This window comes from Paenibacillus sp. FSL H8-0332, assembly GCF_037963835.1.
GTDB classification, from domain to species: Bacteria; Bacillota; Bacilli; order Paenibacillales; family Paenibacillaceae; genus Paenibacillus_AQ; species Paenibacillus_AQ rhizoplanae.
The window spans coordinates 2,453,609-2,474,481 of sequence record NZ_CP150145.1; the positions used below are offsets into that span (position 1 = coordinate 2,453,609).

Annotated in this window: 15 protein-coding genes; 11 read left to right on the plus strand and 4 right to left on the minus strand. The window is 51.5% G+C overall.

Annotated features, from left to right (window positions below; all coding sequences use genetic code 11):
• Positions 1-57 precede the first annotated feature (57 nt).
• Positions 58-1,365 carry an extracellular solute-binding protein gene (locus NST43_RS10425; RefSeq protein ID WP_339224251.1) on the plus strand — a complete coding sequence of 436 codons (1,308 nt, stop codon included), beginning with the start codon at positions 58-60 and terminating at the stop codon, positions 1,363-1,365.
• A gap of 79 nt (positions 1,366-1,444) precedes the next feature.
• Positions 1,445-2,563 carry a GNAT family N-acetyltransferase gene (locus NST43_RS10430; RefSeq protein WP_339224253.1) on the plus strand — a complete coding sequence of 373 codons (1,119 nt, stop codon included), beginning with the start codon at positions 1,445-1,447 and terminating at the stop codon, positions 2,561-2,563.
• A gap of 499 nt (positions 2,564-3,062) precedes the next feature.
• On the opposite strand, the gene NST43_RS10435 is transcribed toward NST43_RS10430, so the two are convergent.
• Positions 3,063-4,670, minus strand: a complete 1,608-nt coding sequence (locus NST43_RS10435; protein ID WP_339224254.1) for a helix-turn-helix domain-containing protein — start codon at positions 4,668-4,670, stop codon at positions 3,063-3,065.
• Positions 4,660-6,459, minus strand: a complete 1,800-nt coding sequence (locus NST43_RS10440; protein WP_339224255.1) for a histidine kinase — start codon at positions 6,457-6,459, stop codon at positions 4,660-4,662. Before NST43_RS10440 ends, NST43_RS10435 begins: the two co-directional genes overlap by 11 nt.
• Before the next feature lie 190 nt (positions 6,460-6,649).
• Between NST43_RS10440 and NST43_RS10445 the strand changes: the two genes are divergently transcribed.
• From NST43_RS10445 to NST43_RS10475, 7 genes are all read left to right on the plus strand, one after another.
• Positions 6,650-7,594 carry a sugar ABC transporter permease gene (locus NST43_RS10445; protein WP_339224256.1) on the plus strand — a complete coding sequence of 315 codons (945 nt, stop codon included), beginning with the start codon at positions 6,650-6,652 and terminating at the stop codon, positions 7,592-7,594.
• An 11-nt stretch (positions 7,595-7,605) separates the two neighbouring features.
• Positions 7,606-8,436 carry a carbohydrate ABC transporter permease gene (locus NST43_RS10450; RefSeq protein WP_209992376.1) on the plus strand — a complete coding sequence of 277 codons (831 nt, stop codon included), beginning with the start codon at positions 7,606-7,608 and terminating at the stop codon, positions 8,434-8,436.
• Between the two features lie 27 nt (positions 8,437-8,463).
• Positions 8,464-9,813: a sugar ABC transporter substrate-binding protein gene (locus NST43_RS10455; RefSeq protein WP_209992375.1), complete on the plus strand. Its 1,350-nt coding sequence runs from the start codon at positions 8,464-8,466 to the stop codon at positions 9,811-9,813.
• Between the two features lie 36 nt (positions 9,814-9,849).
• Entirely contained in the window at positions 9,850-11,661 is a 1,812-nt protein-coding gene (uidA, locus tag NST43_RS10460) for a beta-glucuronidase (RefSeq protein ID WP_339224258.1), read from the plus strand.
• 616 nt (positions 11,662-12,277) lie between these two features.
• A complete protein-coding gene (gene ltrA, locus NST43_RS10465) occupies positions 12,278-13,570 on the plus strand; it encodes a group II intron reverse transcriptase/maturase (protein WP_339224259.1) in 1,293 nt (430 codons plus the stop codon).
• Between the two features lie 401 nt (positions 13,571-13,971).
• Positions 13,972-14,397, plus strand: a complete 426-nt coding sequence (locus tag NST43_RS10470) for a hypothetical protein (protein ID WP_339224260.1) — start codon at positions 13,972-13,974, stop codon at positions 14,395-14,397.
• A 183-nt stretch (positions 14,398-14,580) separates the two neighbouring features.
• Positions 14,581-15,111: a hypothetical protein gene (locus tag NST43_RS10475; protein ID WP_339224261.1), complete on the plus strand. Its 531-nt coding sequence runs from the start codon at positions 14,581-14,583 to the stop codon at positions 15,109-15,111.
• A 223-nt stretch (positions 15,112-15,334) separates the two neighbouring features.
• Here the strand turns inward: NST43_RS10475 and NST43_RS10480 are convergent, their stop codons facing one another.
• On the minus strand, positions 15,335-16,180 hold the full coding sequence (locus NST43_RS10480) for an AraC family transcriptional regulator (RefSeq protein WP_339224263.1): 846 nt from the start codon (positions 16,178-16,180) through the stop codon (positions 15,335-15,337).
• Positions 16,181-16,328: 148 nt separating this feature from the next.
• Here NST43_RS10480 and NST43_RS10485 point away from each other — a divergent pair, with 148 nt between their 5' ends.
• Positions 16,329-18,305, plus strand: coding sequence for a hypothetical protein (locus NST43_RS10485; RefSeq protein ID WP_339224265.1), 1,977 nt, complete (start codon positions 16,329-16,331; stop codon positions 18,303-18,305).
• Positions 18,306-18,402: 97 nt separating this feature from the next.
• Here NST43_RS10485 and NST43_RS10490 read toward each other — a convergent pair whose 3' ends face one another.
• Positions 18,403-19,269 (minus strand): AraC family transcriptional regulator, encoded by an 867-nt coding sequence (locus tag NST43_RS10490; protein ID WP_339224266.1) that lies wholly within the window; start codon positions 19,267-19,269, stop codon positions 18,403-18,405.
• Between the two features lie 240 nt (positions 19,270-19,509).
• Between NST43_RS10490 and NST43_RS10495 the strand changes: the two genes are divergently transcribed.
• A complete protein-coding gene (locus NST43_RS10495) occupies positions 19,510-20,859 on the plus strand; it encodes a glucuronoxylanase (protein WP_339224268.1) in 1,350 nt (449 codons plus the stop codon).
• Positions 20,860-20,873 lie beyond the last annotated feature (14 nt).

Below are 20,873 nucleotides of genomic sequence, written 5' to 3' on the forward strand. Positions count from 1 at the left end.
ATAGGGCAAGAACGTTACAGAAGCGAACGGAGAATAGATTAAGGAAGGGGAAGCGTCATGAAGAAGTGGAGACCTGGTATCGGGGGCAGCATTGTTCTGCTGCTGTTCACGATTGGCGGCTGTGATACCCGGAGCAGTACAGACGCTTCCCTGCTGTCCGGCGGAGGAGGAGCGGCAGACACCCGCGAACCTCTCACCCTCCGCTATTCCAGCTATCTGCTGGATACGGCCCAGGCGGGCAAGGTGTATTTCGATGCGATTGCCGAATTCGAACGGCTGCATCCCGGTATTCAGATTGAGGCCGACTTTATCCAGAACAATAATTACACGGCAGGAATCAAGATTAGGCTGCTGGGCGGCGAGCCGATGGATGTATTCGATACGTGGTCGCCCAGCCTGTTCGAGGAATTCCGCGCTCTGCGGAGCGATATGTACCTGGACCTGACCGGAGCCGATTTCCTCAAGGAATTCTACCCCAATTCCCTGCTGCCGGTTACGGTTGGCGGCCGCGTGTATGGCGCTCCCGAGGTGATGCACAGTGACGGGCTGCTCTACAACAAAACCTTGTTCGACTCTCTAGGGCTGGAGGTTCCGCGCACCTGGGACGAGTTCCTTGCGCTCTGCGTGAAGCTGAAGCAGGAGGGGCTTATTCCGGTGGCAATGGATGCGGAGTGGTCCACGGCCCAGTTCTTCTGGGGGTCCATCATGTCGGATAACGGGGCGGATGCCGCCTGGACGAAGAAGCTGGAGAGCGGGGAGATCCGAACCTATGATCCGGTGTTCGTGGATGCCATCCAGAAGCACCGGGAGATTATCGACCGGGGGTTCGTGCCGCCGAACTGGAAGAGCCTGAAGCATGAGCAGGCCAAGGATTTGGTCGGCACAGGCCAGACGGCCATGATTATTACCGGAACCTGGGACATCCCCAGCATCAAGGAGCGGAATCCGGCTCAGGATATCCGCTTCATGATGGTGCCGGGCAGTGTGCGGACGGTGCCGAATATCAATGTCGGCACGTACCGGGTGATCAGCTCGCGGACGGAGCATCCCGAAGAGGCCAAGCAGTTCGTGGCGTTCATGAACGGCAGGGCTACGCAGGAGAAGCTGGCCGCAGGCGCTTTGGCAGTGCCTTCGGTCATCTCGGCCCCGACGGACCGGAGTGATTCGGTCTCGTCCATTGCCGCTGCGGTAACGCGTGAGGACGCCACGCTCTATTGGCCGCATACGGTCTCGACCGAGTCGCTCCAGGTGAAGATTCTGGAGGGCGTCAACCAGTATCTTGCCGGACAGCCCTTGGAGACTGCGCTGGCCAATATCCAGCAGGCGATTGATGAGGCTGCGGCTAAGCGGCGGAAATCAGAGTGACCTGAGCAGGAGATGGGAGATGCCTCTAGAATATAGTCAGGGAGGCAGTTGAATATATAGACTGAAAGGGTAGGACACAATGGTTAAATACAGAACGGCAGCTCCGCACGAACGCGAGGAATACATAGATTTGGCCAACCTTGCCTTCCGCTTTGATTTTGAGGTCCTGATGCCCAAGGCCTATGACACAAGTGTAGATTCTTCCGCCATGCATAAGGTTGCTGTGGACGAGCAGGGCAGGCTGCGTGCGCTGGTGGCTGTTTTTCCAGAGTCACTGACGGTATGTGATCATACGCTGCGCACCGGCTATCTGGGTACGGTATCTGTTCATCCGCGTGCGCGAGGCGAAGGACATATGAGAGCGCTTATGAACCTGTGGCTTGAAGAGCTGCGGGGTACCTGTGATATGGTTGTATTATATGGACAGCGCCAGCGTTACGAATATTTCGGCTTCACGCTTGGCGGTGTCAAGCTCAAGTATACCGTGACAGAGGCCAATGTGCGCCATGGCTTAAGAGGGGTGAATGACACCGGAATATCCTTCAGTCCGCTGTTTGAGATTGAAGGCGGTGCAGAATTTGCGCACAGCATGAACACCTCGCGGCTGGCTTATGTTGAACGCAGCTTAGAGCAATTGCCGCTAATTTTCGGCACCCTCTGTCAAAAGGCACTCGGCGTTCTGGATCAGGGCAAGCTGATCGGGTATCTGGTTGTCAACGAAGCGGGCGATGCAATAGCTGAATTCGCAGTGGAGAATCCGGACGATATTCTGCGGACGCTCAAGGCTTACATGGCGTACAGCAGAGCCGGGCGAATAACGATGCACGCGCCGGAATATGACATCGCGCTGAATACGGCTCTTGGCAGCATTGCCGAAGACTTCGTAATCGAGAATTCCGATATGTATCATATTCTGGATTTCGCCAATGTCCTGAAGGCTTACCTTACGCTGAAGTTCAAGACCACAGGAATTGTCCCGGGAGAATTCTCCGCAGTAATGGACGGACAGCCGGTGACGGCGCGGGTGGACGCGGAGGGGGTTACGGTTGAGCGGTCAGCCCGGCCGGATGCCGTGGTTCTTGACCGGCAGCAGGCCCAAGCCCTGCTGCTTACGCAGCACAGCCGTTATATGGCAGTGGATGCGCCTATAGGCTGGTTCCCGCTGCCCCTGTTCTGGTACAAGATTGATAAATACTGAGCCATCCGTTGCGCGATAATCCCTACCCGACGCGGGCAACGGACAAGCCGGAGACGGGCGCTTATGCGCCTGCCTCCGGCTTGTTGTTGTATACAAAACTAGTACAGCATCAGATTTAAACTGGTGGATGGGGCGCTATAATGCCTGAAGGACTACAGGAGTGGAGCCAACCCCTTCAGGTGCCATTCCCAGGCAAAGATGGTTGTCCCTTAGTGGCGTTTGGCCCGGCATAACGGACTGAGGCGCGCTTATTCTGGATGAAAGTCACCACTTGGGCAAAGTAACGGACCCCATAGACCTTATTCTTGGAATTTCTACTCTAAACATCTTGTAGAGAGACGATAAGGGCAACTCAGTCCGTTAACCCGCAAAAAGTGGCGTTTTCCTGGGAATAGGGTCTCTCAGGTCCGTTAGGAGCAAACTCGACCGGCCGGCGGCAGTTTCGTTTTACGTAACCTCCGGGATCTGACCTATTCACAGAATTAAATCTGATGCTGTACTAGAAGGACTTCCGGAATTCCGCCGGAGTTATGCCGGAGAAGTTACGGAACAGCTTGATGAAGTAGCTGACGTTGTCATAACCCAGCTGCTCGGCGATCTCCACGATGGTCAGGTTCGTCTGATTCAGGAGATCGCGGGCCTGTTCCATTTTCATTCTGGTCACATACTCAATGAAGGTCAGCCCGGTCTCCAGACGGAATAACCGGCTGAAATGGGTGGGGTTCAGGCCCAGACGCTTCGCCATCTCCTCCATGCCAACCTTCTCGCCTATATGATTCATCACATAACGTTTGGCTTCGGCTATTTCTTTACGGACATTCTGCTTCCACATGGAGCTTAGCATGAGTATTTTATCCTTCAGGAATTCCTCCAGCCATTCCATGAGCTGCTCCAGCGTTTCGAATTCCTGGATTGAGCGCTGGAGCCGCTCACTGTTGAAGTTGTTGACGAAGTTTTGCATGACGACATATTTCAATTCCAGCTCCATCACCATTTTGAGCAGCCAGCTCTTTACACTCTCCACCGGATATTTCTGGTCCCCGACATACTGCTTGATCTCCCTGACCTTGGCCGCAAGCTGCGAGCTGTCCTCCTGCTGAATGCAGTCCCTTAGCTGCTGGAGGATCTCCGAATAATGCACGAACAGGTCCTCGCCGCTGGTCTGGACAGGCGCATACTTCATAATCGCTCCCTCGGCGGTATAGAAGCGCAGGGCATGGGAATCCAGCAGCGCCTGAATCTGCTTCTTAATGTCGATCAGACTTGGAGTATCCTCCCCGTAAAAGAAGGAAATCCCCATCCGCAGATGCAGCTTCGCCATTCTCTGAACATGCCGGAATTTATTACGGAACTCCTCATAAAGATTGCGGACGAGGATATGCGGCAAAGGAATGAACAGGATGAACTGCCGTTCCGTCAGCGCGAACTGGATAATGCCGTCTATCTCCAGGAATTCCTGCAGCATATTATCCATCACGAACTGCAGGTTCACCACTCCGCCGAACCGCCTCTCCAGCTCATAGGAGCGCTCCGGGACCGCCAGTACAGGCAGATACGGGGTGCCTTTGTGCAGGCTGATGCCCATCGCTTCGGCTTGTCCGAACCACTCGGCTTCATCCCAGACCGGCTGCTCCACGAACATGCGGATGAACCTGGTCCGGATGGCGGCATGGTTCTGGCTGACCAGCTTCTCCATCTGGAGATAATGGTTACGGGATTTCAATTTCACCTCCAGCCGGGCCACCGCCTCCGTCAATACGGCAATCACCTGATCGATCTGCAGACTCTCCTTCAATATATATTCGGCCACATTCAGTTTCACAGCCTTCTGGGCATATTCGAATTCCCCGTGGCAGGACAGGATAATCGTCTGAAGCTGAGGGTTCACCTCCCGCGCCTTCTGGATTAGCTCCAGTCCATTCATCGCCGGCATGCCGATATCCGTAAGCAGAATATCCGGCTGATGCAGCTGGCAGGCTTCCCAGGCCTGTCTGCCGTCCGAGCAGCAAGCCGATAGTTCAAGGCCGAGGGTGTCCCAGGGAATCGAAGTGCTTAAATACTCCAACACCGGATAATGATCGTCTGCTAGTACTACTTTATAGGTCATGATTATCTGCTCCTATCCGCTTCACGGGCATGGTTAACTGTACGGTGGTGCGCCCCCCGTGAATGCTCTCAATGTTCATCTCGAAGAGCTCCCCGTAGATTAGCTTGAGCCGCTGGTAGACGTTGATTAATCCGATGCCGTGAGCGGACTCTGCCACTGGCGTCCCGTCAGCACTCAGGGCGCCTATCTCCGCATCCTTCTGCCTGATGTGCTGAAGCAGAGCTGCGAGCGTATGCTCCTCCATTCCCGTGCCGTTATCCTCGATGGTAATGGTTAGCCTGGACTGAACGAGTCCGATGGTGATGACGACCCGCCCTCCGCCCTGCAAGAACCCGTGCTTGTAAGCATTCTCAATAATGGGCTGCAGGATGAACCGCGGCACCGTCTCCAGGAGCAGCTCTTTGTCTACATGCACTGCATATTCCGTAGGATATCTCATCGTGAACCGCATTAACTCCATATACTGCTTCGTGAAATCAAGCTCACTGGCAATCGAGACGAATTCCTCCCGGCTGGAAAAGCTGGCCCGCAGCATAGCGGAGAGGGAGCCGACAATCGCAGCATTCTCCTCATCCTGCTTCATGAGCAGCTTCAGCCGGATCGAACTAAGCACATTGAATAGAAAATGCGGGTTAATCTGGGCCTGCAGCATCGCAATCTCCGCCTGGCGCTTCAATTCCTGCTCCGTCTCCACCTGCCTGAGCATTAGCTGCACCCGGTCCAGCATGTTATCGAAGGAGTGCCCCAGGCTGCCGATCTCATCGGTTCCCCGGATGCCCGAGCGCACCATGAGATCCCCGTCCTCCACCCGGCGGGCCGCCTTACCCAGGACAAGCACAGGCTTGGTGAATCTCCGCAGCAGAACCGTCAGCGCGAACAAGAAGCTGACCGCAAATATCGTCTGAATAATCAGGCCGGTCCGGTTAATCCCGTTCAACCTTTCCGTTAGCTGCTCATAGGGAGCGACACTGATGAGTCTCCATCTGGCAAACTTCAGCGGCAGCGAGAGGAGGAGCTGATTCTCCCCCTTGAACTTGACGATGTCAGGGAAGACCAGCTCATCTACAGGCAACAGATGGTCAAAGCTTGTGCCTACCAGCTCCTGGTTCCGGTTCGACAGAATGATCTCCTCTTCGTCCAGCAGATACACATCCTCTTCCAGTGAAGCAAACCGCTCACGGATCGAAGCCTCGCTGCGGCTGACAATCAGGTAAGCGTAGGGGGCGGCAGTCGTTTCTTCTCTTAAGGCACGCGCTGTCATGAAGATATACGGCTGCTCAGCCTGCAGGGAGGTCAGGTAATTGTCTTCTGCTCCCATAAACAAGGTGTCATACGGCGGGAGCTGCTCCAGAGTGGAGAACCAGCGCCGTTTCAGAAATTGCCGGGGATCATAATCATAGAAGGAATAATCGGAATAGGCATGTCCTTCCTTATCCAGCAGAGTGATCCGCAGATCGATGGTGTCTCCGGCCACCTGCTCCAGGCGGCTGGTCAGGGTCCGCGCAGCTACGGGATTGGTCTTGGCATCCTCCAGCAGGGTCTTGATCTCCGGATCGAAATGGACGAAGTTCGACACCGACACCATCTCTTCGAAGATGACATCAATTTGCGACTGGACAATTCTCAGGGACTGCGTGGATTTCTCCAAGGAATGCTCCCGGATAATCAGCTTGGAATAGACATTGGTAATATAGAGCATCCCCAGTGCCGGAATCACGAGGCAGGCGATGGAGGTAAGGATTAGCTTTTGCCGGAAGGAGAGCTGACTGAGCCTGTGCTTTTCTTTCATTAATATCCCTCCAGTAGTAGACCTTCACAGACTTATGGTACTTGATTCTGCGGTTCGGCTCATCCAATAATTTTTTCAATTTAGAAAAAATAATGCTATACAAAGTTTTCGCCACAGATAAATTCGTTGCATGTGCTATAAAATTTGCCCTTCTATAATAAAGCTACAAACATAAAAAGAGGTGGATAAAGTGGAGGTTATTACTGAAGAGGGGACGGCAAAACGGTCCGGCAGCCCCGGGATCAGCAAGATGCGCAAGCAATCCTTTTACGACAATATTGCAGGGTATTTATTCATTGCCCCCATGCTCATTCTGACCGTAACACTGGTAATTATTCCGATTCTCCTATCCGGTGTGATCAGCTTCTCGAACTGGAACTTTGTATCCGGTCTGGACGGGTTCGGGTTTGTCGGTCTGGATAACTACACCCGGCTGGTGCAGGACGAGTCCTTTCACCGCTCGCTCTACAACAACCTGATCATGATCGGCGTCGTTCCGGTAGCGATGTTCCTGGCGCTGGTGCTGGCGGTGTTGATCAACAAGGCAACGTATTTCAAAACCTTTTTCAAAGTGATCTACTTCATGCCCTTCATCTCGAGCTTCGTGGCGATTGCCTTGCTCTGGAGAGTGCTCTATCACCCGAACAACGGTCCGATCAACGGCTTCCTCAGATCTATCGGATTCGAGCATCCGCCCATGTGGCTGGCTGATCCCAAGTTCGCACTAGTCTCGGTCATGATTATTATGGTCTGGACTTCACTCGGCTTCAACATGGTCATCTATCTGGCGGGCCTTCAGAATATCTCACGGGATTTGTATGAAGCCGCCGATGTGGACGGGGCCTCACCCCTCAGACAATTCTTCAGAATTACACTGCCGCTGCTGTCGCCTACGTCCTTCTTCCTGCTCATCACAGGAGTTGTCGGGTCCTTCAAGGTCTTCGATCTGATTATGGTGTTAACCGGCGGCGGCCCGGCAGGCTCAACCTCCGTCATTGTCTACTATCTGTATGAGGTGGCGTTCGTGAATCTGGAGTCGGGTTATGCTTCGGCGATGGGCATTATTCTGCTGATACTCATCCTGCTGGTGACCTTGTTTCAATGGGTCGGACAAAAGAAATGGGTCAACTACTAGGAGGTTTACACATGCGATCGATCAAGCTTAACCGTGTTATTGTCACCATCTTCATGGGGGTTGCTGGAATCCTGTTCATTATGCCGTTCTTATGGATGCTCTCTGCCTCCTTCAAGCCCGAGCTGGATGTCATGAAATATCCGATAGAATGGATTCCGTCGAAATGGAATATGGTGGAGAACTACAAGCAGGTATGGGCGGGAGCCGTGCCGTTCACACTCTATTACTGGAACACCACGAAGGTGACCCTGATGTCTACAGCGCTGTCGCTGATTATTTCTGCGATGGCGGCTTACGGCTTCTCCAAAATCATTTTCAAAGGGCGGGATATTCTCTTCCTGGTTGTCCTGGCCACCTTCATGATTCCGACGCAGGCCATTCTGGTTCCGCAGTTCATCATGTACCGCTGGCTTGGACTGTTCGACAGCCATTTCGGGCTGGTGCTGCTTGCCGCCTCCGGCGTGCTTGGAACCTTCCTGCTGAGACAGTTCTTCCTGGGAATCCATGATGAAATTATTGAATCGGCGCGGATTGATGCAGCGGGCCACTGGACGATCTTCATGCGGATTGCCATGCCACTGGTGCAGCCAGCCCTTGCTACCTATATGATTCTCCGCTTTATCTGGACCTGGAATGATTACCAGAATCCGCTGATCTTCCTTCGTTCCGATTCATTGTTTACCCTGCAGCTGGGCATCCGGAAATTCGCTGATTTCAGCGGCGAGTTCTACTCCTTGATGATGGCAGGCGCTGTATCGGCCATTCTGCCGTTGTTAATTATTTTCATGATCGGCCAGAAGCAGGTGATTGAGGGAGTTGCGATGGGCAGTGTCAAAGGCTAGACTAATTACATTACAGGGGGCCAAATCATGTCAAAAGTAAAACGTAATCTATTCATCGCCTTACCGCTGTTATCCCTGCTGGTATCCGGTTGCGGAGGCGCTGGCAATGCAGAGAAGGAGCCGGCGGCAACGGGTGCCGGGAAGGATGGCAATACACCGGTAACGATCAAGCTGAGCAACTGGTATGCCAAAAAAATGGACAACTGGGATGTCGTAATTGCCGAGTTCGAGAAGCAGCATCCGAACATTAAGGTGGAATTCGCCTCTGCGGAGGACAATAACTCCAACGAGTATTATAAGAAGCTCGACCTGGCGGTGGCCGGCGGCGATGATCTGGATATTATCATGTTCAGTAACATGACCTTCCTGTCCCAGCGGGCAGGCCTGGGGATGATTGAGCCGCTGGATGATTATCTGGCCAAGGACAGCATTAATTTCAAGGACGAATATACATCCGATACCAGTATTGACGGCAAGGTCTATGGACTGCCCGGCAAGTCCTCCCAGGGTCTGGTTATTATCAATGAGAATCATCTGAAGGAGGCCGGACTTGAGCTGCCCAAGGACTGGACCTGGGATCAGTATATGGAATACGCCAAGGCGATGACGAAGAAAACGGGCGATAAAACCCGGTACGGCACCTACTTCCACAGCTGGATTCAATATGGCTATGTGGTGCAGAACTTCGGCCAGCCGGTGAATGCCAATCTGACTACCGATGACGGCAAGACCGCCAATATCGACAATCCGTTCATGCGCAAGTCCCTTGAAATGCGTCTTCAGGGCGAAGCGGAAGGCTCCGCAACCCCTTACTCTGAGGTGGTCAGCCAGAAGCTGAACTACAGACCGCAATATTTCAACCAGGACACCAGTATGCTTGTTACGGGGACCTTCCTGATCCCGGAGACTGGGGGAACGGATACCATTCCGGCTACCTTCAAGACCGTGTTCGCTCCGCTGCCGAAGATGAAGATGGAAGATCCGATGTCCTCGAATGTGAGCGGGGATGTTCTGAGCGTCTACAGCAAGTCCAAGCATAAAGACGAGGCCTACACCTTCATCCGCTGGTTCTCCACCGAAGGGATCGTGCTGCAAGGCAAGAATATCCCGTCCTGGAAAAAAGCGAATCTGAACGATGTGGTCGACCGGATCATTGCAGGCAGCAAAACCCCGGAGATGATCGATAAAGCTTCCCTGCTCTATGTTCTGGAGAATACCAAATCCACTACTGCGGCTACGGCAGTGCCTTATCACGCTGAGCTGGAGAAGGTGCTGCTGGAGGAGTTCGATAAAATGATGCTGTCCGGTCAAAGTATTGATGATACGATTCAGCATGCACAAACCAAGATTCAGAAGATTATTGATTCCAAATCCTGAATAAAAGAGAATAGAAAGTAGATAGGAGTGTTGTTCATGCTGTATCCAATGATGACGGAAACCCGGAGTCTGTATGATCTGGGCGGGGTATGGAATTTCAAGCTGGACGATGGCTCCGGCTGGGACGAGAGCTGGCAGGCATCGAAGCTCACAGATACGATTCCTATGGCGGTGCCCTCAGCTTACAATGATCTTGGCGTAAGCCCGGAGATTCGTAATCATGTCGGCTGGGTCTGGTATGAGCGGGAGCTGTCCCTTCCGCGTAACGTCATGAATGAGCGGCTTGTCCTGAGGTTCGGTTCGGCGACCCATAAGGCGAAGGTATTTATCAATGGAAGCTTGGTGATGGAGCATGCCGGCGGCTTCCTTCCCTTCGAGGGAGTGATTAATGACTATATCCGGCCTGGAACGAACCGGCTGACGGTAGCTGTTCATAACGTCGTGGATTACACCACATTGCCTGTTGGCCTGTACACGGAGAGCGAAGGACCGGACGGGAAGCTGAAGGTGAAGAACCAGCCGAACTTTGATTTCTTCAACTTTGCCGGATTGCAGCGGCCGGTGCGGATCTATTCCACGCCGCTCACCTTCGTTCAAGACGTCACTGTAGTGACCGATTACAAGGAGGAGCAGGGGGAGGAGAGGCAGGGGATAGTCCGCTATAGCGTGGACATTAGCGGAGAAGCTGAGGTCCGGGTTACGGTATTGGATGAAGAGGGGAACATGGTCTGCTCAGGCACGGAGCCGTCCGGTGTACTGGATATTCCATCTGTCAGACTATGGCAGCCGTTGAATGCCTATCTGTATACCCTAAAGATTGAGCTTCTGCAAGCGGAGCAGTTGGTTGATGTCTACGAGCTGCCATTCGGTGTGCGGAAGGTTGAAGTCAGGGACGGACAGTTCCTGATCAACAACCAGCCCTTCTACTTCAAGGGGTACGGCAGACATGAGGATACTCCGTTCCATGGACGGGGCCTGGATGAAGCCGCGAACATTATGGATTTCAATCTGATGAAATGGTCCGGGGCCAACTCCTTCCGCACGGCGCATTATCCGTATGCCGAGGAAGTGATGCGGCTGGCCGACCGTGAAGGCTTCGTCGTGATTAATGAGACTCCGGCGGTAGGCCTGGATCTTAATTTCCTGGTGATGTTCTCAGGAGGTTCGAAGAAGGATACCTGGGCAGAGGTCCAGACCTTCGAGCATCACCGGCAGGTGATCCGGGAGCTGATTAACCGGGATAAGAACCATGCCTGTGTAGTGATGTGGAATGTAGCGAACGAACCGGCCTCCTATGAGGATGGGGCATACGAATACTTCAAGCCGCTGATCGAGCAGCTGCGGGAAGAAGACCCGCAGCATCGTCCGGTGACCCTGGTGACGCATATTGAGGCATCCCCGGCGAACGACAGAATCTCTGAGCTGATCGATGTGCTGGCCTTCAACCGGTATTACGGCTGGTATGTGGACGGGGGCGACCTGGAGTCTGCGAAGGTCAAGCTGCGGCAGGAGCTGGAAGCGTGGAGCCAGCGGTGCCCCGGCAAGCCGATGATGATGACCGAATATGGAACCGATACTGTGGCCGGACTACATGATGTGGAGCCAATCATGTTCACGGAAGAATATCAGGTGGCGTTCTACAAGGCTAACCACGAGGTCTTCGACGAGTTTGCCGGTTTTGTGGGCGAACAGGTATGGAATTTCGCCGACTTTGCTACCAGCCAGGGTATTATCCGTGTGCAGGGGAACAAGAAGGGCATCTTCACCCGTGACCGCAAGCCCAAGGCGGCAGCCCACGAGCTGCGCCGGAGATGGACGGAGATCCCGGATTTTGGATATAAGAAGTAGATTGAGTTTAAGTTGCAACGTAAGTTTGCAAGCCTTCAAACCTGCAAGCCTCCCGTTTTGGGAGGCTTGTTTTTTTGGATGGCGTGCCCAGAGGCACGCATTATCTAGTTGGTGCAAGTCCAACCAAGAGAGGGGCCAAGCCACTCTTGTAGCTAGGATGCTTGCGCATGGCGAAATCTGTGTGTAAAAGCGCATCGACAAAAGTACCGGTCAGAGACTGGGCGAGCAACAACCCAGGCCGTAACATCAAGTGAATCCTGCCGCGTCGTCAAAAAGGCCCTGCGAAGGGGAAGAGAGGAAGCCGAGTCCCGCTTTCATGGACGAAGGCCAAGGAAGCTGTACAGAACTTGGAACAACAGTGAAGAATCCTCCGGGGTATAGGGATCGGCATGGGTTGAAAGATAATGCAGTGAACTGGGGAGACCCTCCCCCACACGGGGGTTTTTTTTTTTTTAGAAACCCGTAAATAGGCGCTCTATAAGTCCAAAAGACGAAATGAACCGTCTGTGGGAAGGGAGTCCGAGGGGCTCGTAGTACCGAAGAACCTAAGGACAACATAACCTTAGGGAGGGAAGGAGCCCTGCTTTGTTTACGCTTTTGGAGGAGGTACGAGTGAGTGAATGCCAACCGGCTAACGACACCCAAAGAAAAAGTTCAAGAACTCCAAGAAAAGCTAGGTCATGCGGCCAAGGAGAACAACAAGCGTAAATTCCATGCGCTGTACGACAAAGTCTATCGCTGGGATGTGCTGAGTGAAGCCTGGAGACGAGTTAAGGCAAACAAGGGAGCGGCTGGAGTAGATGCCGTGACGCTCGCAGATATTGAAGCACAAGGAGAAATACGGTTCCTGAAGGACTGTGAGCGAGAACTGAAAGAAGGCAGCTACCATCCGCAGCCCGTACGGCGGCACTATATCCCGAAGAAAGACGGGAAGCCAAGACCACTAGGCATCCCTACGGTACGAGACCGAGTCCTACAGATGGCAACCAAACTGGTGATTGAACCCATCTTTGAAGCCGATTTTAAAGAAGTCTCCTTCGGATTTCGCCCGAAGCGAGGTGCAAAAGGAGCACTGGAACGAATCCGGAAAGCCTGCAACCGCAAAGGAAATTGGGTAGTCGACGTCGATATCCAAGGTTACTTCGACAATATAAATCAAGAGAAACTCATGAAATTGGTACAGATGCGTATCAATGACAGACGGATTTTGAAGCTTATACGGAAGTGGCTTCATGCGGGAGTGATGGAAGAAGGAAAGGTACGGCGTTCCGATCTAGGGACACCCCAAGGTGGTGTCATCTCGCCACTGCTGGCGAATATCTATTTGAACTACTTTGACCGGTTATGGGAGAAACACGGAAGTGGGCTGGGAGAACTGACGAGGTATGCAGACGACTTCGTTGTGGTCTGTAAAACCAAAAAGGATGCAGAACATGCATATGAACTCATCCGCACCATTATGGAACGTCTAGAACTCACGCTGCATCCGACCAAAACCCGCATTGTAGGTCTGTGGACAGGAGACGAAGGCTTCGACTTCTTAGGAATGCACCACCGAAAAACGAAAGCAGAAACCTCTCAAGGGAAGGTGTACTATACCACTCAGCAGTGGCTAACGAAGAAGGCAGAGGAACGCATCCGAGGCGTGGTCAAAGACAGATTAGCACCGCCTGGCATGCGCTGGAAATCGTTTGAGGAACACGTGGAATGGCTCAACCCAAAGATTCAGGGATGGAGAAATTACTATTACACGAACTACAGCCAAAAGAGGTTAGCGAAGCTGGATTGGTATATTCTGCAGCGATTTACCCGGTGGTATGCAAAGAAGAGACAACGGAGGAGATGGATGAGCTCATTCCCGGAGGTCAAGTATATGGCCAATAAGTGTGGACTAAAAACGCTATTGTGATCTGCATGCTCATGAATGACAAACATCGGAAAGCCGTATGAGGGAAAACCTCACGTACGGTTTGATGAGGAGGGGCTGGTTAATCCAGCCCTTTACTCTAGAAAGCCTACCCAAGGAGGGGCCTGTATGAAATTTGTAATATCATTAGGCGAACATCAGAAGCATTTACTATACTATTTCTTGCTGATGATGGAATCATAATATTTTACTGAATTATGTTGAATATCGACAATATTTTTGGTTTGCTATATGGAAAAAATATCAAATAATTGGTATGATATAACCAAGTGATGAGCTCACACAAAAAAGCCAATTTCCTTGATCAAGAAATTGGTATAGTCATTCTCAATAATAACTATATACGTTTGCCCTAATTTCTAGAACAAGGAGTTGAATTTATTATGCGTAAGCCTAAAAAATTAGTATTTTCATTTCTCTTATCTCTTATATTAATTCTCGCAACGGGTTCATCTGTTTTTGCTCAAGTATCAACCTTTGGACCTTTCTATGTGCGTCCTACAAGTGCTGGACAGTTTGATGGTTTTACAGTAGATCTGGATTCTGGGCAAACGACTTTTGTGTTAAAAGATTATAAAGTCTACGGAGTACATTCTGGACAGAAGGCATCAATCAGATGGACTGTCACGGATGTTGATACTGGTGTTCCTGTTTTATCCTGGGTTGAAGGCGATGTTACCGTTGCTAAAGACATCGGAGTTACAAATCTTTCTCCTGGGAAAGTGTACAGTGTTTCATGGGTATCATTGAATAGTAATAGTGTTGTTGGTGGGACGTATGTTTCAGTTTATGGGTACGCTTATCAATAATATAAGTTTATATGTAGCGCTTCTCAATTTCCCTTTAGGAAATTGAGAAGCGCTTTTTTTGTATTGATACAAAATTTCAAATAGCCAATTACTTGCCAAACAGTCAGATGCATTTAGAGAATAAATTTAAATTTTTCTGGATATAATACACTTTATCAAATTCAAAGAAAGAGGTATTGTGAGATGTTGAAAACCTTATGTTTAAATCTCAGTTTTCTGATTGCTGCATCTTTTGGTACATCAATACAAGATAATTCGACAATTAAAAATTTAGGAAGCAAATTGAATTTTAATATTTATGCTCCATCAAATGTTGAATCGGCTACAAATTATGAAATCAAAGAACCCTCAGATCTTAATCAAACGAATATTCCTATCGTTCTGATTAACTACTTTAATGATAAAGGTTCATATGTATTTGGTGTCAGACAAATAAAGAACGGGGCAGATATAATTCAAGAAAATACTGAGTTTGATGTTAAAAATAAAACCCGTAAATCAGAGGTAGTCAAAAAGAAATTCTCTTTTGTACCGCGAGGAGAGCTTGTCTCAATTAATGGGACTAAGGCATGGTATGAAGGATATATTGGAAAAAATGCAACTGGTGGTACGCTCAAATGGCTAGAATCGGATACTTACGTTGAATTAGACACATCGGAACTTTCTAAGTCTTCACTGATAAATATTGCCAAATCAATGAAAAAAATTGATTGATTCTAAGTAGTAAAATAAAATTCAAAAAGCTGCCGGTTGTGCAGCTTTTTTTGTGTTTTTCGTTCATCTTTACCGCCAAGATGTGCAATTTCCACTTGAATAAGTCTCCCGCGCTCTCAACTGTATGCAACACTCCTCGCAATCTGTAAATCCCCAGCCCTAATGATCCAGTCCCGCCTTCCGCATACACCGCTCCTGCCCGCTCCACTTCCCGCGAGACATTCTACAGTTCCTGCCTGGCGTACCTTCCAGGGGATACTCCGGCCACCTTGGTGAAGCTGCGGATGAAGTTGGCGTAATCGCTGAAGCCGGATTGATAACAGGCCTCGGTAAGGCTAAGCCCTTCGCGGAGACAAGCCTTGGCTAACGAAATCCGGCGATCCAGTATGTAGGAACGTAGCGTCAGGCCTGTGTGCTGTTTGAACTGGCGGCTGATATAGGTGCTGTTCAAATGAAAGGTGCTGCTAAGCTGCTCAAGCGTGAGGGTCTGGCCCAGATGGGCATCAATATACTCCATGGTCCTGCGGACCAGCTCCGGCATGATATCCGCAGGAACGATGCTTGTTCTATGAAACACGCTGTTGGTCAGCACCAATAATTGAGCAAGCATGCTGTTGGCGAGGATATCTGCCCCATACGCATCCGATGAGAGGACCTCCTCCAGATCGCCGGTCAACCTGAGAACCTGCTGAAGCTCGGCTTCCTCCAGATGAACGATGTTGCCCTTACCCTTCGGGCGGTAGTCGAAGCACCAGGATAGAGGGGTAGCCGGAGTAGACAGGCGGTGCAGATAAGATTTTTGGAGATTGATCGTAATCCGTTCATATTCCGATTCATCCTGGCTGAAGGAACGATGCATTTCTTCCGGGTTCAGCACAAGCAGATCTCCTCGTTCCAGGTGGTAGCAGCTGTTCTCAATATAGAAGTTGACGTTGCCACGCAGAAATAAGTACAGCTCATAGGCTTCATGACGATGATAGAAGGTTCCCATATTATAGGTGGTTGTCCTGTGCAGGTAGAGGTAATCTTTATGGATAGGGTCATAGCGAAGCTCAAATGGCTCGTTCATGGGTAACCTCCGGATCATTTCGCGCAATAATAACAGCGGAACCTGCAATGATTCTTCTCTGGAACTACTTTAAAATGACATTATCCTAGCATGCAGGGATATGATTTGCAAGCGTTTTATTGTATACACCAGACTGGGGGACAGGATAGTGGAACTGATCGTAACAGCAAGAAGCAAGACTCAGGAAGATCCTGAATATACCGGACTTAACGGGCATGGACTACATGCATCCGTTGAGATAGCAGGCGGGACAGGCAGTGCACAGCATCCCTTTCAGACTCATGTACGGATCACGAATCTGAACAGCACGCCGTGGTCGGGTGTCATTCATGTAGAGTTGCCGTTTGCCAAGACTGATCCGCGCTTTTTTCTTCCCGCCTTTATGTATGGCCGCAACCGGGGAGAAGCTCCGCAGAATGTCCCGAACGAATTTCCGAGATTAAGGGAGGGCCAGCCCTCGCGTCCTTCCTCTCCCTGGTGGATGGTGCGCAGCGACCGGCTGTCACACCCCGCAGCACTTGTATATGACACTGGCAAAGTGTACGGATTATGCGCCAGCCCTTATTTTATATACAGGGAGGGAGAGAAGATCCAGTGGAAGCCAGGGCTAGAGGGGGAGTTCTTGCAGTATGGCGGCTTCACCTGCTCGCTTGCCAAGGGAACGGTCGGGTATACGCTGGGGTATGAGAATGCTCCGCTTCTGTTCATCAAATCCCGTCTTGTCAAGGAACGGGCACCTCTGGAGGAGAACTGCTTTGAACTGGGGGCCTCTGAGTCAGTAGCGTTCATGCTGGATTTGTATGACTACAAGGCTGAGTCTGAGCTGGGCATTAATGCTGCGCTGGAAGAGATCTATTCCCGCTTTCATCAGCCTCCAAGACCTGGCAGTGATCTACGGACCGCTGCGGCCGATCTGTCGAAGGCCATCTATCAATATGCGTGGCTGCCTGAGGACCGGAGCTACACAACTTTTGTCTATGAGGACAAGCAGACGGGCGGGTACCGGTACAACAAAATCATCTCCATCAGCTGGACAAATGGCCTGACTGTAGCCACTCCTATGCTGATGGCTGCGCTGCGGCTGGGAGATGAGCCTATGCGCGGGCAGGCACTCTCCTGCATTGAGAATATCATCGGGAACTCCCTGAACCCGGCTTCCGGTCTCCCTTACGAGGCCTATCAGGACGGGGAATGGAGCATTCACGGCTGGTGGTTTGACGGGATGCGCACGCCGGGACATTCCGCTTATCTGTGCGGACAGGCCTTGTTCTATATTATGAAGGCCTATGAATATGAGAAAAGGCTCAACCATGTCATCCACGAGGACTGGATGGACTTCGTGCGTAAGATTCTCCCTGTACTGGAGAGAAGCCGGAATTCGGACGGTGAATACCCTACGATTCTCTCTGAACGAACTGGTGCCGGGCTTGAATATGATTCCTTCAGCGGGACCTGGATCATGGCTGCCATAGCCTACTATAGCTGGCTAACCGGAAACCGGTCGCATCTGGACAGCCTGAAGCGCAGTGAGCGGCATTATTATGAGACCTATGTGAAACGAATGGAATGTTATGGAGCTCCGCTTGATGCAGATAAGGCGGTAGATTCTGAAGGGATTCTGGCGTATATCCGGGCGGTCAGATATCTGCACGCCCTTACAGGGGATGAGCTGTATCTGGATCATATGAGAGATGCGCTTGCTTACGAGTTCACCTTCAAATTCGCCTATAATTCACCGGTTAAGGTGCCGCCGCTCAGTACGGTGGGCTGGTCCAGCTCCGGGGGGAGCGTGACCTCAGTCGCCAATCCGCATATTCATCCCATGTCGAGCAGCGTGGTCGATGAGCTGTATTATTATGTGAAGCAGCGTGAAGATCCGTATGTGAAGCAGCGGATGCTGGATACCGTCGGCTGGGGCTGTCAGACCTACAACAGATATGACCGGGAATTCGATCACGGCCTGACGGGCTGGATGTCCGAGCGCTTCTGTCATTCCGAAGGGCTGGTAACAGAGACCTACAATGACGGCTCACCGGCCAGCACCTGGTTCTGCCTGATGCCTTGGGCCAGCGCCAGTATTATTGAAGGCCTGGTGGGTGATTACTGGGAGGCAGACAGCGAGTAGCGCCAGTACGGACGGAAGACATACACGAAGAGGATAACGATTCCCGGTTCAGCGGGAGGTTATCCTCTTTCTTTGTTTCAAAAGAATGCCCGGGCACTCAGGACAGCTTACTGGCCCGGTATCTGCCGGGGGACATGCCGGCCACCTTGGTGAAGCTGCGGATGAAGTTCGCATAATCGCTGAAGCCGGACAGCTCGCAGGCGGCCGCGACACTCTTGCCGGAGGTAAGGTGGCTCATGGCCAAAGAGACACGCTTGTTAACGATATAGGAGCGGACGGTAAGTCCCGTGTGCTCTTTAAATTGCTGGCTTATATATTTGCCGCTGTAATGAAATTTCTGCTCCAGCTGGGCAGAGTAGATCGGTTCGAGCAGATGCTCCTCGATGTAAGCCATCGTCTGGCGGACCAGCTCGGGCATAAGATTATGCGGCAGGGAGGCGGAAGACTGCTGCAGAGTGTTGATGAATACAAGCAACCGGGTGGCATAGGAATCGGCCAGCAGATCCTGGCCATACTCCTCGGAGTGAAGGCTATGGATTAATTGGTCCGCCAGTCTGGTATAGAAGGCGCACTGGTCGCGGGAGAGCCGGATCAGCGTGTTCAGCCCCGAGGGAAAGGCGTTGAAGCAGGCCAGCAGGTTCGTACGGCTGCTAGACAGCCGCCGCAGGGCGGATCTTCTCAGGTTCAGTCCGATCCGTTCATAGGTCTGGTTGTCGGCACAGACACACCGGTGCATCTCTCCGGGACGGATCAGGAGCAGATCGCCGGGGGAAAGCTTGTAGCAGGACTGCTCCACATACATATAGGTATTGCCTCTCAGGAACAGGTAAATTTCGTAGGCATCGTGCCGGTGGTAAGGCTGAGCCGGGTTGAGCTGCTCCGTGGTGGTTGATTTGTGGAAGCAGATCATTTCTTCGGGGATCGGGGTGAACACATACTGGGCAAGCTGCTCCATGGCATCCATTCCTTTAATTGGATATATAAGGATTATCAGTATCCGCGCAATATAGTATCGCTGATATGCAACGACGATATAACAACTATTTAATATAATACAGGAATAGGAAGCGCTTGCAAGTGTTGCAAGAGAAAAGGACAAGCCTGTACAGGGTACAGCTGCGGCTTCGATTAGACAGGAGGTGCGACCAGAGGCAGGATTCGGCAGGAATGTTGTGCAGAAATCATATAATAAGGAGATGAAGCAATGAGATCAACGTTTAAAAAATCACTATGTACTGTATTGGCATCTGTAACCCTACTATCGGCAATGTTGGTACCCGCACCGCCCAAAGTTGCAGCTGCCAGCGATGTGACTGTTAATCTGTCCGCCCAGAAGCAGGTCATTCGCGGGTTCGGAGGTATCAACCACCCGGTCTGGATCGGCGATCTGACGGCTGCGCAGCGGGAGACCGCCTTCGGCAACGGAGCGAACCAGCTGGGCTTATCCATTCTGAGAATCTCTGTGGACGATAACAAGAATAACTGGTCTAAGGAGCTGGACACGGCCAAGGCGGCCGTTGCCAAAGGAGCCATCGTCTTCGCATCACCCTGGAATCCTCCTGCAAGTATGACGGAGACCTTCAACCACAATGGGAATACCTCAGCCAAGCGGCTCAGATATGACAAGTACGGCGCGTACGCCCAGCATCTGAATGATTTCGTGACTTACATGAAGAATAATGGGGTTAACCTGTATGCGATCTCGATACAGAATGAACCGGACTATGCCGAGACCTGGACCTGGTGGACACCTGCCGAAGTCCTGAACTTTATGAAGAATTATGCCGGTTCCATTAACTGCCGGGTTATTGCTCCCGAGTCCTTTCAATATCTGAAAAATATGTCCGACCCGATTCTGAATGATTCCCAGGCGCTGGCCAATATGGATATTCTGGGGGCGCATTTGTATGGAACACAGGTGAACAACTTTGCCTATCCGCTATTCAAGCAGAAGGGCGCAGGCAAAGAGCTGTGGATGACCGAGGTCTATTACCCGAACAGCAATAACAACTCGGCCAACCTGTGGCCCGAAGCGCTGGAAGTAGCCTACCATATGCACAACGCGCTGGTGGAAGGGGATTTCCAGGCTTATGTATGGTGGTATATCCGCCGTCAATACAGCCCGATGAATGAAGACGGCAGTATCAGCAAGCGCGGGGACAGCATGGCCCAGTTCTCCAAGTTCGTCCGCCCGGGTTATGTAAGAGTAGACGCAACGAAGAACCCGAATACCAATGTCTATGTCTCGGCTTATAAGGGCAATAACAAGGCAGTCATTGTGGCTATTAATAAAAGCACTTCGGCTGTAAGCCAGAAGTTTGTCCTGCAGAATGGCGCAGCTTCAAGCGTGTCCACCTGGATCACGGACGCCAGCCGCAAGGTAGCCGCCGGATCATCCATTAATGTGTCGAATGGTGCCTTTACGGCCCAGCTCCCAGCTCTTAGTGTAACTACTTTCGTAGCGACACTTGGAAGCAGCAGAAGCTCGGTAACGGATGCAATCTATGACATTGAAGTAGATCCTGCCTTGGCTGAGGAAGTTCTTGCCCAGTAGATTACAGTCGCAGC

Coding starts and splice junctions, on each gene's coding strand:
- NST43_RS10425 (WP_339224251.1), top strand. CDS start 58: ATGAAGAAGTGGAGACCTGGTATCGGGGGCAGCATTGTTCTGCTGCTG.
- NST43_RS10430 (WP_339224253.1), top strand. CDS start 1,445: ATGGTTAAATACAGAACGGCAGCTCCGCACGAACGCGAGGAATACATA.
- NST43_RS10435 (WP_339224254.1), bottom strand. CDS start 4,670: ATGACCTATAAAGTAGTACTAGCAGACGATCATTATCCGGTGTTGGAG.
- NST43_RS10440 (WP_339224255.1), bottom strand. CDS start 6,459: ATGAAAGAAAAGCACAGGCTCAGTCAGCTCTCCTTCCGGCAAAAGCTA.
- NST43_RS10450 (WP_209992376.1), top strand. CDS start 7,606: ATGCGATCGATCAAGCTTAACCGTGTTATTGTCACCATCTTCATGGGG.
- NST43_RS10455 (WP_209992375.1), top strand. CDS start 8,464: ATGTCAAAAGTAAAACGTAATCTATTCATCGCCTTACCGCTGTTATCC.
- uidA (WP_339224258.1), top strand. CDS start 9,850: ATGCTGTATCCAATGATGACGGAAACCCGGAGTCTGTATGATCTGGGC.
- NST43_RS10470 (WP_339224260.1), top strand. CDS start 13,972: ATGCGTAAGCCTAAAAAATTAGTATTTTCATTTCTCTTATCTCTTATA.
- NST43_RS10475 (WP_339224261.1), top strand. CDS start 14,581: ATGTTGAAAACCTTATGTTTAAATCTCAGTTTTCTGATTGCTGCATCT.
- NST43_RS10480 (WP_339224263.1), bottom strand. CDS start 16,180: ATGAACGAGCCATTTGAGCTTCGCTATGACCCTATCCATAAAGATTAC.
- NST43_RS10490 (WP_339224266.1), bottom strand. CDS start 19,269: ATGGATGCCATGGAGCAGCTTGCCCAGTATGTGTTCACCCCGATCCCC.
- NST43_RS10495 (WP_339224268.1), top strand. CDS start 19,510: ATGAGATCAACGTTTAAAAAATCACTATGTACTGTATTGGCATCTGTA.